A 12605-nucleotide genomic window follows, 5' to 3' on the forward strand; every position below is an offset into this window, starting at 1 on the left:
GTCAGGTCTTTGGTTACGCCTGCAACCAGAACGACCTTTTCCTCATGGACACTGCCGAGCAGGATCACTGCGCGGCCGAGTTTGTTTTTCAGCTGATCGACCAGCGCCAGCAGCGCCTTGGCGTCCTGACCATCCAGACGTGCGGCCAAAACCTTCACGCCTTTGACGTCCAGAGCCGAGGACGACAGATCGTCGCCCGCCGCGCTCGCCGCCTTGGCTTGCAACTGCTCGAGCTGCTTCTCCAGTTGGCGATTGCGCTCGAGCACAGCCGACAGCTTGTCGATCAGGTTGTCGCGGCTGCCCTTGACCAGGCTGGCCGCTTCCTTGAGTTGTTCTTCTGCAGCATTCAAATAGGCCAGTGCCGCAGCACCGGTGACTGCTTCGATGCGACGCACGCCCGAAGCCACACCGCCTTCGCTGATGATTTTCAGCAGGCCGATGTCGCCGGTACGGTTGGCGTGGATACCGCCGCACAGCTCGACGGAGAAATCGCCGCCCATGCTCAGCACGCGCACGCTGTCGCCGTACTTCTCGCCGAACAGCGCCATCGCGCCTTTGTTCTTGGCGGTTTCGATGTCGGTTTCTTCGGTTTCAACGGCAGAATTCTTGCGTATCTCGGCGTTGACGATGTCTTCCAGCGCTTTGATCTGCTCAGGCTTGATCGCTTCAAAGTGGCTGAAGTCGAAGCGCAGACGCTGGCTATCCACCAACGAACCTTTCTGTTGAACGTGCTCGCCCAGTACCTGGCGCAGAGCAGCGTGCAGCAAGTGCGTGGCCGAGTGGTTCAGCGAAGTCGCGTGACGCACTTCGGCATCGACGTGAGTTTCCACCGGCGCACCAATGGTCAGGCTGCCCGAATCCAAAACGCCGTGGTGCAGGAACGCACCGCCGGTCTTGGTGGTGTCACGCACGTCGAAACGGCTGCTGCCGGCCTGCAGATAACCGCAGTCGCCGATCTGGCCGCCGGATTCCGCGTAGAACGGCGTCTGGTTCAGCACGATCACCGCCTCTTCGCCTTCATTCAAGACGTCGACCGATTGGCCATCTTTATAGATAGCGACGATTTTTGCAGAACCGCTGGTGTCGGTGTAACCGGTGAACTCGGTGGCCACATCAACCTTGACCAGGGTGTTGTAGTCCAGACCGAACGAGCTGGCCGAACGCGCGCGAACTCGCTGGGCTTCCATCTCACGCTCGAAACCGGCTTCATCGACAGTCAGGCTGCGCTCGCGGGCGATGTCGGCGGTCAGGTCCATCGGGAAACCGTAGGTGTCGTAGAGTTTGAACACCACGTCGCCCGGCACCACAGTGCCTTTGAGTTCCAGCAGATCCTGCTCGAGAATCTTCAGGCCGTGCTCCAGGGTCTTGGAGAACTGCTCTTCTTCGGCCTTGAGCACGCGCTCGATGTTGCTCTGCTGCTTCTTCAGTTCCGGGAAGGCTTCGCCCATCTCGGCAACCAGCGCAGCGACGATCTTGTAGAAGAAGCTGCCGGTGGCGCCGAGCTTGTTACCGTGACGGCAGGCGCGACGGATGATCCGGCGCAGCACGTAACCGCGACCTTCGTTGGACGGCAGCACGCCGTCAGCGATCAGGAAACCGCACGAACGGATGTGGTCGGAAACAACCTTGAGCGACGACTGGTCGCCGTTTTCGCAACCGATGGCTTCAGCCGAAGCCTTCAGCAGGTTCTTGAACAGGTCAATGTCGTAGTTGGAATTGACGTGCTGCATCACCGCACTGATCCGCTCCAGACCCATGCCGGTGTCGACCGACGGCGCTGGCAACGGATGCAACACGCCGTCGGCGGTGCGGTTGAACTGCATGAACACGTTGTTCCAGATCTCGATGTAACGGTCGCCGTCTTCTTCCGGCGAGCCCGGTGGGCCGCCCCAGATGTGGTCGCCGTGATCGTAGAAAATCTCGGTGCACGGGCCGCACGGGCCGGTATCGCCCATGGTCCAGAAGTTGTCGGAGGCGTACGGCGCGCCTTTGTTGTCGCCGATGCGGATCATGCGCTCGACCGGCACACCGATTTCTTTGGTCCAGATGTCATACGCTTCGTCGTCGGAGGCGTAGACGGTGACCCAGAGTTTTTCCTTCGGCAGTTGCAGAACGCCGGTCAGGAAGGTCCACGCGTAGGTAATCGCGTCCTTCTTGAAATAGTCACCGAAGCTGAAGTTACCGAGCATTTCGAAGAACGTGTGGTGACGAGCGGTATAACCGACGTTTTCCAGGTCGCTGTTCTTGCCACCGGCACGCACGCATTTCTGGCTGCTGGTCGCACGGGTGTACGCACGTTTTTCCTGGCCCAGGAAGCAGTCCTTGAACTGGTTCATCCCCGCGTTAGTGAACAGCAGGGTTGGGTCGTTGCCCGGAATCAAAGAGCTGGAGGCTACACGGGTGTGGCCTTGCTCTTCGAAGAAGCGAAGGAAGGCTTCACGGATTTCTGCGCTTTTCATTAGGTTCTTCCACGGAGGCTGCGGCCAAAGGCCTGTTCGAAACGTCAACAGACGAAGCGACGGCAAAGGGCCGCATTATATCGGCCCTGCGCGCGGGGTACAGCGTGTTTATACGATAGAAACGGTCAATTGGACGGCTAACGCTGTCACTTGCGCGAAAACTCGACGAATGTCGCGATCACTTGCTCGATTTGCGAGCGATTGACGTCCATGTGCGTGACCATGCGCAGGCGTGCGGCGGCGCTCAACTTGATCCCGCGATTGGCAGCAAACGCCTTGATCGCTTCGGCTTTGTCGCCCATTTGCACATAAACCATGTTGGTTTGCACGGGTTCGACGATGAAACCTGCTTCACGCAGACCGTCGGCCAAAAACTGCGCGTTGGCATGGTCGTCGGCCAGACGTTCAACGTTGTGATCCAGGGCGTACAGCCCCGCCGCTGCCAGCAACCCGGCCTGACGCATGCCGCCGCCGACCATTTTGCGCAGACGGCGAGCCTTGCCGATCAGTTGCTCGGAGCCGCACAACACCGAACCCACCGGCGCCCCCAGACCTTTGGACAGACACACCGACACCGAATCGAAATGTTTCGTGATTTCCCGCGCATCAACCCCGAGTTTGACCGCCGCGTTGTAAAGACGCGCGCCATCCAGATGTAACTGCAGGCTGTGCTCTTGGGTAAATTGGCGCGCCCGGGCGAGATATTCCAGCGGCAGCACTTTGCCTTGCATGGTGTTTTCCAGCGCCAGCAATCGAGTGCGGGCGAAGTGGAAGTCATCCGGTTTGATCGCTGCCGCGACCTGATCCAGGTCCAGCGAACCGTCGGCCAGCACTTCCAGCGGTTGCGGCTGGATCGAGCCAAGCACCGCAGCGCCACCACCCTCGTATTTGTAAGTGTGCGCCTGCTGGCCGACGATGTATTCATCACCACGCTCGCAGTGCGCCATCAAGCCCAGCAGGTTGCTCATGGTGCCAGTCGGCACGAACAGCGCTGCGGCGAAGCCCAAACGTTTGGCCAGTTCTTCTTCCAGACGATTGACCGTCGGATCTTCGCCGTACACGTCATCACCGGTGTCCGCCGCAGTCATCGCGTCGAGCATGGCGGGGGTCGGTTGGGTGACGGTGTCGCTGCGAAGATCGATAACGCTCATGAACCTGGCCTCAAGTCAGCAGGGGAAATCCCTTTACGAAGTGGGATTACTGCGGTCATCGCATGGATTAATCAAGCCTTGCGCAAGGAAAAGTCGTTTCGAGCCTGCAAAAAATTCGATGACAATCATCAGAAAGGCGCAATGCACAGACACACAATCTGTGATAAAAACGCTGCGCCGCCCGAGAAAGGGCGGCAAAAACGTTCTCAGGGCGGGGTGCAATTCCCCACCGGCGGTAATTGCGCGCAATGCGCATAGCCCGCGAGCGCTTGGCGGCGAACACGACTTCGGTTGTGATCGACGGCAAGGTCAGCAGACCCGGTGTGATTCCGGAGCCGACGGTCATAGTCCGGATGAAGAGAGAACGGGATTAACGCCAAAGGGCCGTCCGCGCGATGTTGTGCGTGTGCGCACCCTTGAATCCCTTTCGATTCATAACGCCCTGTTTTTCACACAAACAGGAGTCAGAACATGCAACCCACCGCTATCGACAGCAAAAGCAAACACCCTCATGGCGAGCGCGTCGCGTTCATCCAGGCCTGCTGGCACAAGGAAATCGTCGACCAGAGCCGTAAAGGCTTCGTCGCCGAAATGATTGCCTTGGGTTATCAGGAATCGGACATCGACATCTTCGAAGTCGGCGGCGCCTTTGAAATGCCCCTGCACGCCAAGTTGCTGGCCAAGACCGGTCGTTATGCCGGCATCGTCGCCGCGGCCCTGGTGGTGGATGGCGGCATCTACCGTCACGAGTTCGTCGCTCAGTCGGTGGTCAGCGGCTTGATGCAGGTACAGCTGGAAACTGAAGTGCCGGTGTTCTCGGTGTCGCTGACGCCGCATCACTTCCATGCTGGCGACGAACATCAGAAGTTTTTCTTTGAGCACTTTGTGCATAAAGGCCAGGAAGCGGCGCGCACTTGCGCGGATACGCTGCGCAAGGTTCGCGCACTGCGCCGCACCGAGCCGCATGCGGTAGCCGTGTAAACACGGAACCAAAACTGTAGGAGTGAGCCTGCTCGCGATAGCGGAGTGTCAGTCGACCACTGTAGTGACTGATACATTGCAATCGCGAGCAGCCTCACTCCTACAGGGGTTTTGCGTAGGGTCAGGCGAGGTTTTCGTCGGTGGTCGGGACGATCAGGATGCCCGCGCGCAAGCCGTTCTTGACCTTGGGATTAGGGAAGATGATCCGTGCCCCCTGCTCTTCGATGATCCAGCGGGTATTGGCCAAGTCTTCAGCCAGGACGTAACCCACCTCCAACTCTGAAAAGTTCTCGATGTCCTGCGGCAGGTTCAGGCGGAACGCATCGCTGTGCTTGATGATTTCCCGCGCCACACTGAACAGTTGCAAACCATCCAGCTGCGCTTCAGCCATTTCCGGCTCAGTGCCTTCGATGATCTGCTTCAGACGGGTTTCCAGCAGCGAGACATTGACTCCGTCGTTCTGTCCGAATGGCCGCGCCTTGCCCAGTTCCAGCGTGAAAGCCTCGGCACCGAGCTTGTCGTAGGTGTAGGAGCTGAATACGATTGACGGCTTGTTCTGCAGCAGTACGGCTTCCATCCCTGCCGCACGCAGACGTGCCAGCTCAAGGCGCGAATGCTGACGACCGTCCTTCCACGGGTACAGGGCAAACTGCTCGATCTTTGAACCGCGAATGGCGGTATGCAGGTCGTAGTGCAGGCGCTGGCGATCCGGCAGGCTGAAAAAACTCGCCGCCAGCCGTTCCAGCTCACAGGCTCGCAACGCTTCCGAGCCACTGCTTTGTTCATGACGGCCGTTGAACAGCCGATTGACGTCCTGCTCGATAAAACGCTCGCCTTTGCGAATCGCTTCCGGGTTACCGAACAGGAACAGAATGCGTGCGCGTGGCTTCAGATCGCCACGAGCGATGTCATGCAGCAGCCGATCGAGCAACTCGATCGGCGCTGTTTCATTGCCGTGAATCCCCGCTGAAAGCAGCAGGTCCAGGCCATTGTCGCGCGCTTGCGGTGGCCGGACTTCCAGCGCACCTTCGCTCAACCAGCGCATACGCACGCCTTCGACAGTCAGTTGAGTCTTCTCCGCCGGTTCGCGGCCGGCGAGGGTCAGTTCAAGCAGTTTGCCGAGGGCGAGCATAGAGCGGTTTCCTTAGTGGTCGTGGTTGCAATCCGGGCCGTGCACGTGGTCTTCATCGTCGCCGACGTCAGCCGGTTCCATTTCCAGTTGCAGACTTACCAGATTAGTCGCCAATGGGCGCAGCAGCAGGTTGGCGTACTCGGCGTCACCTTCTTCAACGTCCACGCCGATCAGCAACTGGCCACGGCCGTCCTGCTGGATCCACAGCTCTTTGCCTTGCCACATGACCGCGACGCGGGTGCACGAGGTTTGCAGTTGCGTGCCGTCGGTGTCTTCAAGGATCAGCTGCAGGGAATCGCTCATGTTTTTACTCTCTTGGTGAGACAAGCCGCGCGCCGCGTTCGGGCGACGCGCCGGCCATCAATTGATCTGGAATGGATAAACCGCGCCCAGTTTAAGGATTTGCGTCAGTTCATCCAGTGCCGTCCGGCATTCAAGCAGCAATTGCGGGTCCGCCAGATCGGTTTCGCTCAGGCGGTCGCGGTAGTGCTTTTCAACCCATGCGGTCAACGAACCGTACAACGGTGCCGTCATGATAACCCCTGGGTTGACCGCCGCCAGTTCGGTTTCGTTAAGCGCGACGCGAAGACGCAGGCACGCCGGGCCACCGCCGTTCTGCATGCTTTGCTTGAGGTCGAAAACCTTCACTTCGCGGATCAGGCCTCCGGAACTGGTCAGCTCTTGCAGATAAGTCCAGACACGTTCGTTGGCCTGGCACTCTTGCGGCACGATCAGCAACATCGAACCGTCAGGGCGCGACAGCAACTGACTGTTGAACAGGTACGAGCGCACCGCGTCATCGACGGTGACCGCCGAACGCGGCACACACACCGACTGGAAGTTGCCGCCGGCTTTGGCGAGTTTGCTTTGCAGCTCGGCCAGTATCGAGTCGGTGTCGAGGAAGGCGTCCTCGTGATAGAACAGCACCTCGCCATTGCCCACGGCGATCACGTCGTTGTGGAACACGCCCTGATCGATCACGTTCGGGTTTTGCTGGGCGTAGACCACACCTTCGTCACGCAGGCCGTGCAGACGGGCAACGGCTTGCGACGCTTCGAGGGTCTGGCGCGCCGGGTACTTTTGCGGCGCCGGGAAACGGTTGTCGAAGGCACTGCGACCGAACACGAAGAACTCGACGCCCGCCTCGCCATACTCACGACAGAAACGTGTGTGATTGGCCGCACCTTCGTCGCCAAATTGCGCCACTGCCGGCAGAGCAGCGTGATGGGCGAAGTGTTGCTGATTGGCAAACATCGCGCCGAGCACGCGACTGGTGGTCGGGTGCTCGATGCTGCGGTGATATTTGCAATTGAGGTTGGCGGCGGTGAAATGCACGCGGCCGTCAGCAGTGTCGGCACTCGGGCTGACCGTGGCGGCGTTGGCCACCCACATGCTCGACGCTGAGCAACTGGCGACCAGTAGCGGCATGGCTTCCTTGGCAGCGCGCTCGATCACTTGTGCGTCGGTGCCGCTGAAACCCAGACGGCGCAGAGCGCCCACATCCGGACGTTCCTGCGGCGCCAGCACGCCTTGCTGAAAGCCCATTTCCATCAGCGCCTTCATCTTCGCCAGACCTTGTAGCGCCGCTTCCTTCGGATTCGAAGATTGCTGGCTGTTGCTCTGGGAGGCAACGTTGCCGTAGGACAGACCACCGTAGTTATGGGTCGGCCCCACTAGACCGTCAAAATTGACTTCATAGGATTTCATCAGCGAGGCTCCACGAGAATCTGTTGTTATAGGCTTCAGGTAACAATTCAGTCAGACCGCGTCGCGGCTATCGCGAGCAGGCTCACTCCTACAGGTTTAGTGGTGAACACATATGTTGTGTACGACACAAATCCTGTGGGAGCGAGCCTGCTCGCGAATGGCCGTTACGCCATTTTCACGCCAGGCGTCAGGGCTGCTGGCAGAGTCAGGCTCGGGGTTTCCAGCGACGCCACCGGGTACGCGCAGTAATCCGCTGCGTAATAGGCACTGGCGCGATGGTTGCCCGAGGCACCGACACCACCAAACGGCGCGCTGCTCGCAGCACCGGTCAGTTGTTTATTCCAGTTGACGATGCCGGCACGGCTTTCCAGCCAGAACTGCTGATAACGCGCTTCGGAATCCGACAACAAACCTGCGGCCAGACCATAAGCAGTGTCATTCGCTTCAGCGATCGCTGCTTCAAAATCAACGTAGCGGATCACTTGCAGCAACGGGCCGAACAATTCTTCGTCCGGACGCTCGGCAACCTCGGTCACATCAATAATGCCCGGGGTCAGCAATGCGGCTTGTGCCTGCGGCTGGGTCATTTCCAGCAGCGACACCGCGCCGTTGGCCAACAGATGTTCTTGAGCGTCCATCAGCGCTTTCGCGGCGCCAAGGGAAATTACCGAACCCATGAACGGCGCAGGTTGTTGATCGAATGCGCCGACCTCAATGGTCGAACTCACTTCAACCAGACGCTTGAGCAGGCTGTCGCCCCACGCGCCTTGCGGCACCAGCAGACGACGCGCGCAGGTGCAACGCTGACCGGCAGAAATGAACGCCGACTGAATAATCGTGTAAACCGCCGCATCCAGATCCGCGACCTGATCAACCACCAGCGGGTTGTTACCACCCATTTCCAGCGCCAGAATCTTGTCCGGACGCCCGGCGAACTGCTGGTGCAGGTGATTGCCGGTGCGGCTCGAACCGGTGAAAAACAGACCGTCGATACCCGGGTTCGCCGCCAGCGCGATGCCAGTTTCGCGAGCGCCTTGCAGCAGGTTCAGAACACCTGCCGGCAGACCGGCTTCGACCCAGCACTTGACCGTCAGCTCGGCGACTTTCGGGGTCAGTTCGCTTGGCTTGAACAGCACGCTGTTACCCGCCAGCAATGCCGGCACGATGTGACCGTTCGGCAAGTGGCCGGGGAAGTTGTAAGGGCCGAACACCGCGACCACGCCGTGCGGCTTGTGGCGCAACACGGCAGTGGCGTCGCCCAACGGGCCGCCCTTCTCGCCGGTACGTTCGCGGTAGCTTTGCACCGAGATCGCGATCTTGTTGACCATGCTGGTCACTTCGGTCGCGGCTTCCCACAGCGGTTTGCCGGTCTCTTCACCAATGGTGCGAGCCAGTTCGTCAGCGTGGTTTTTCAGCGACGCGGCGAAAGCCTCAAGCACGCTGATGCGCTCGTCCAGCGTACGACGTGCCCAGCCTGGGAACGCCTGACGCGCAGCCTGCACAGCCGATTCAACCTGAGCAGCCGTGGCGCCCTCCCCCGTCCACAGCACTTGCTGGGTCACCGGGTTCAGCGATTGGAAAGCTTCGCCCTGACCGGCCAGCCACTCACCTGCGATGTATAGCGAATTCATTATTTCGACTCCCGTGCAGCGGACAACGCCACGGCGCGTACTTGATCGCCCGCGTTGAGTTGAAGACGTTTGGCGGTCTGCGGATCAACCACCAGCGTGCCGGCAGCGAGACGTGCCGGCGCAGCGGTGATGCGGCAGTCTTCGCGCTTGCGGTTATGAATGATGAACGGCGTGGCGTCATCGCCCGGCGTGCCCACGGCCAACACCAGCGCCTCACTGTCACGCACCGCGCGGATCTTGCCGGTTTCGCATTCGATGGCAGGCCCTGCGTCGAAAATGTCGACGTAACCCTGATAGCTGAAGCCTTCGCCCTTGAGCATCGACAATGCCGGCTCGGTATCGGGGTGAACCTGACCGATCACAGTGCGCGCATCCGGCGAGAGGAAGCAGGTGTACAACGGGAATTTCGGCATCAGCTCAGCGATGAAAGCCTTGTTGCCGACACCCGTCAGGTAATCAGCCTGGCTGAACTCCATCTTGAAGAAGTGCCGACCGAGGCTTTCCCAGAACGGTGAACGGCCGGCGTCATCGGAGACACCGCGCATTTCGGCAATGATCTTGTTGCCAAACAGCTCCGGGAATTCAGCAATGAACAGCATCCGCGCCTTCGACAGCATGCGACCGTTCAGACCGCTGCGGTAATCGGCGTGCAGGAACAGCGAGCACAGCTCGGAATTACCAGTCAGGTCGTTGGCCAGAAACAGCGTCGGAATCTCGCGATAGATGTTCAGCTCTTGCGAAGCGCTGACGGTCAGGCCGACACGGAAGTTGTACCAAGGCTCACGCATGCCGACAGCGCCGGCAATGGCGGAAATCCCCACCACGCGACCGTCGTCGTCCTCGAGCACGAACAGGTAGTCCGCATCACCGCGACCGGCTTCGCCGCGAAAGGTCTTCTCGGCCCAGCCGACCCGATGGGCCAGACGTTCTTCGTTGGCCGGCAAGGTGGTCAGGCCGGTACCGGTGCTGCGGGCCAGGTCGATCAGAGCGGCTAAATCGCTGCTGCGTACGGGACGAACAATCATGCTATCTCCTCAAACGGGCCGCCTTCGCCACCCGTGAAACTCGCTAAGGCGTTAAACCGCCACCAGGCGCACGCTGGCACCTTCACCGACGCCCAGGGCTTCGGCTGCTTCCAGATCCAGAGTCACCGGTTTGCCCGGCGCGTAATCCAGCTCCAGCAACACCGCGCGGTAATCCTGCAACTGCGCGTTGGCCACCAGATACTGGCGCCCGGCACCTTTCACCGGCTCGCCGATCTTCACCGGCACCACGCGGCTCTGGGCGATCGAACGGATCCCCGAAACGCGCGCATGCAGGGTCGGGCCACCGTCGAAAATGTCGATGTAGTGATCAGTCTCGAAGCCTTCGCGCATCAGGATGTCGAAGGTGATCTGCGCACGCGGGTGCACCTGGCCCATCGCCTCTTGGGCGGAGTCCGGCAGCAGCGGTACGTAGATCGGGTAATGCGGCATCAGCTCGGCGAGGAACGTACGGCTTTTCAGCCCGCACAGGCGCTCGGCTTCGGCGTAGTTGAGGTCAAAGAAGTTGCGCCCGATTGCATCCCAGAATGGCGAGTCGCCGTTTTCATCGCTGTAACCGACAATCTCGGTCACTACCGAATCGGCGAAACGCTCCGGGTGACTGGCGACGAACAGCAGTCGGCCACGGGAGTTGAGTTCCGACCACGGCGAACCGACCAGCTCGCGCTGCACGTAGAAACTGGTGAGCAAGCTGTTGCCGGTCAGGTCGTGGCACTGCGAGAGCACGTGAATCTTGTTGTGGATCTTCAGCTCGCGCGAGGCGTGCACGAAGGTCTCGTTGCGGAAGCTGTAGAACGGCTCCGAATAACCGGCCGAAGCAACAATCGCCGAGCAGCCGACCAGCTTGCCAGTCGCGGAATCTTCGAGGACGAAGAAATAACTCTCTTCGCCGTTGAAGCTCACTTCGGCAGCAAACGAGGCTTCGCTCGCGGCGATCTTGTCGCTCAGACGTTCCACGTCATCCGGCAAGGAAGTGACACCAATCGGGCTGTCCGCAGCCAGACGCTGTACCTCGCCCAGATCAGCCATTTGCGCGGGGCGCATCACCAGCATGGTGTCACTCCTTAATCTCAGAACTTACAGAAAAAATAACCGGGCCTACATGGAGATCAATGTAGGAGTGAGCCTGCTCGCGATTGCGGTCTGTCAGAAACCAATGAGTCGACTGACATACCGCAATCGCGAGCAGGCTCACTCCTACAGTTGATCTGGTCCGGCATAAAATTTTGATCGACGCCTGAAAAACTCCAGGCGCCGAAGGGTCTATCAGGCTTGCGTCAGTGCTGCGGCAGCGCGCTCGAAACGATCCAGGCCAGCATCGATATCGGCGTCTTCCACCACCAGGCTCGGGGCGAAACGGATCACGTCCGGACCGGCTTGCAGAATCATCAAGCCTTCTTTTTCAGCGGCGTTGAAGATGTCTTTGGCTTTGCCTTTCCAGGCATCGTTCAGCACGCAACCGATCAGCAGACCGAGGCCACGCACCTGAGTGAACAGGCCGTACTTCTCGCCGATCTGCTCAAGGCGCGCCTTGAACTTGTCGTGCTTGGCGTTCACACCGTTCAGCACTTCTGGCGTGTTGATTACGTCGATCACCGCTTCAGCGACCGCGCACGCCAGCGGGTTGCCGCCGTAAGTGGTGCCGTGGGTACCGACGACCAGATGTTTGGCCAGCGCTTCGGTGGTCAGCATCGCCGCGATCGGGAAACCACCGCCCAGGCTCTTGGCGCTGGTGAGGATGTCCGGGGTCACGCCGTAATGCTGATAGGCAAACAGCTTGCCGCTGCGGCCCATGCCGGTCTGCACTTCGTCGAACACCAGCAGCGCGTTGTTCGCGTCGCAGAGTTCGCGGGCACCTTGCAGGTAAGCCAGCTCGGCCGGCAGCACGCCGCCTTCACCCTGGATCGGTTCCAGCACGACCGCACAGGTCTTCTCGGAAACCGCTGCCTTCAGCGCTGCCAGATCGTTGTAAGGGACGTGGGTGATGCCGGTGATTTTCGGACCGAAACCGTCGGAATACTTCGACTGGCCACCGACGTTGACGGTGAACAGGGTACGGCCGTGAAAGCTGTTCAGCGCGGCGATGATTTCGTACTTCTCAGTGCCGAAACGATCGAACGCAACGCGACGGGCCAGCTTGAACGCGGCCTCGTTGGCTTCAGCGCCGGAGTTGCAGAAGAACACGCGCTCGGCGAACGTGGCGTCGATCAGCTTGTGCGCCAGACGCAGGGCCGGCTCGTTGGTGAACACGTTGGATACGTGCCACAACTTGTTCGCTTGCTCGGTCAGTGCACCGACCAGCGCCGGATGCGCGTGGCCCAATACGTTAACGGCAATCCCGCCGGCGAAGTCGATCAGCTCGCGGCCGGCCTGATCCCAGACGCGGGAACCGGCGCCACGCACCGGAATGAAAGCGGCAGGCGCGTAGTTGGGAACCATTACCTGGTCGAAATCGGCGCGTTGTACCGCAGCGTGCTCAACGGACATCGGAGTCTCCTGAT

10 protein-coding genes and 1 riboswitch are annotated in these 12605 nt (G+C 60.1%); of the genes, 1 reads left to right on the forward strand and 9 read right to left on the reverse strand.

All coding sequences use genetic code 11. The features are described 5' to 3' along the window. A partial coding sequence (gene alaS, locus ACIPIZ_RS26845) for an alanine--tRNA ligase (RefSeq protein ID WP_401168446.1) occupies positions 1–2459 on the reverse strand: 2459 nt, incomplete at its 3' end. A gap of 146 nt (positions 2460–2605) precedes the next feature. Continuing rightward, positions 2606–3610: a low-specificity L-threonine aldolase gene (gene ltaE / locus ACIPIZ_RS26850; protein ID WP_064387578.1), complete on the reverse strand. Its 1005-nt coding sequence runs from the start codon at positions 3608–3610 to the stop codon at positions 2606–2608. Positions 3611–3808: 198 nt separating this feature from the next. Continuing rightward, positions 3809–3980, forward strand: a riboswitch (FMN riboswitch). A gap of 101 nt (positions 3981–4081) precedes the next feature. On the opposite strand from ltaE, the gene ACIPIZ_RS26855 reads away from it, so the two are divergent. Beyond that, complete coding sequence (locus ACIPIZ_RS26855) at positions 4082–4591, forward strand: 6,7-dimethyl-8-ribityllumazine synthase (protein ID WP_007919335.1); 510 nt, start codon at positions 4082–4084, stop codon at positions 4589–4591. Between the two features lie 121 nt (positions 4592–4712). On the opposite strand, the gene astE is transcribed toward ACIPIZ_RS26855, so the two are convergent. The 7 genes from astE to ACIPIZ_RS26890 form a co-directional block, all read right to left on the reverse strand. Beyond that, a complete protein-coding gene (gene astE, locus ACIPIZ_RS26860) occupies positions 4713–5723 on the reverse strand; it encodes a succinylglutamate desuccinylase (protein ID WP_064387579.1) in 1011 nt (336 codons plus the stop codon). Between the two features lie 12 nt (positions 5724–5735). Continuing rightward, a complete protein-coding gene (locus tag ACIPIZ_RS26865; RefSeq protein WP_016983958.1) occupies positions 5736–6026 on the reverse strand; it encodes a hypothetical protein in 291 nt (96 codons plus the stop codon). 57 nt (positions 6027–6083) lie between these two features. Continuing rightward, positions 6084–7430, reverse strand: a complete 1347-nt coding sequence (gene astB / locus ACIPIZ_RS26870; RefSeq protein ID WP_064387580.1) for an N-succinylarginine dihydrolase — start codon at positions 7428–7430, stop codon at positions 6084–6086. A 164-nt stretch (positions 7431–7594) separates the two neighbouring features. Beyond that, positions 7595–9064, reverse strand: coding sequence for a succinylglutamate-semialdehyde dehydrogenase (gene astD / locus ACIPIZ_RS26875; RefSeq protein WP_401168459.1), 1470 nt, complete (start codon positions 9062–9064; stop codon positions 7595–7597). Next, the gene (gene astA / locus ACIPIZ_RS26880; protein WP_064387582.1) at positions 9061–10086 is read right to left on the reverse strand and encodes an arginine N-succinyltransferase; all 1026 of its coding nucleotides are present in this window, start codon (positions 10084–10086) and stop codon (positions 9061–9063) included. The genes astD and astA overlap by 4 nt, the downstream gene beginning before the upstream one ends. A gap of 51 nt (positions 10087–10137) precedes the next feature. After that, the gene (gene aruF / locus ACIPIZ_RS26885) at positions 10138–11157 is read right to left on the reverse strand and encodes an arginine/ornithine succinyltransferase subunit alpha (protein WP_016983955.1); all 1020 of its coding nucleotides are present in this window, start codon (positions 11155–11157) and stop codon (positions 10138–10140) included. A 213-nt stretch (positions 11158–11370) separates the two neighbouring features. After that, positions 11371–12591 (reverse strand): aspartate aminotransferase family protein, encoded by a 1221-nt coding sequence (locus ACIPIZ_RS26890; RefSeq protein WP_064387583.1) that lies wholly within the window; start codon positions 12589–12591, stop codon positions 11371–11373. Positions 12592–12605: the final 14 nt, after the last annotated feature.

The sequence above is a fragment of the Pseudomonas sp. NPDC087690 genome, from assembly GCF_044743175.1.
Taxonomy (GTDB): domain Bacteria; phylum Pseudomonadota; class Gammaproteobacteria; order Pseudomonadales; family Pseudomonadaceae; genus Aquipseudomonas.

What these genes read in the sequence shown, in the direction of transcription:
- astB (WP_064387580.1), bottom strand. Translation starts at nt 7,430, where the DNA reads ATGAAATCCTATGAAGTCAATTTTGACGGTCTAGTGGGGCCGACCCAT.
- ACIPIZ_RS26865 (WP_016983958.1), bottom strand. Translation starts at nt 6,026, where the DNA reads ATGAGCGATTCCCTGCAGCTGATCCTTGAAGACACCGACGGCACGCAA.
- aruF (WP_016983955.1), bottom strand. Translation starts at nt 11,157, where the DNA reads ATGCTGGTGATGCGCCCCGCGCAAATGGCTGATCTGGGCGAGGTACAG.
- ltaE (WP_064387578.1), bottom strand. Translation starts at nt 3,610, where the DNA reads ATGAGCGTTATCGATCTTCGCAGCGACACCGTCACCCAACCGACCCCC.
- astA (WP_064387582.1), bottom strand. Translation starts at nt 10,086, where the DNA reads ATGATTGTTCGTCCCGTACGCAGCAGCGATTTAGCCGCTCTGATCGAC.
- astE (WP_064387579.1), bottom strand. Translation starts at nt 5,723, where the DNA reads ATGCTCGCCCTCGGCAAACTGCTTGAACTGACCCTCGCCGGCCGCGAA.
- ACIPIZ_RS26855 (WP_007919335.1), top strand. Translation starts at nt 4,082, where the DNA reads ATGCAACCCACCGCTATCGACAGCAAAAGCAAACACCCTCATGGCGAG.
- ACIPIZ_RS26890 (WP_064387583.1), bottom strand. Translation starts at nt 12,591, where the DNA reads ATGTCCGTTGAGCACGCTGCGGTACAACGCGCCGATTTCGACCAGGTA.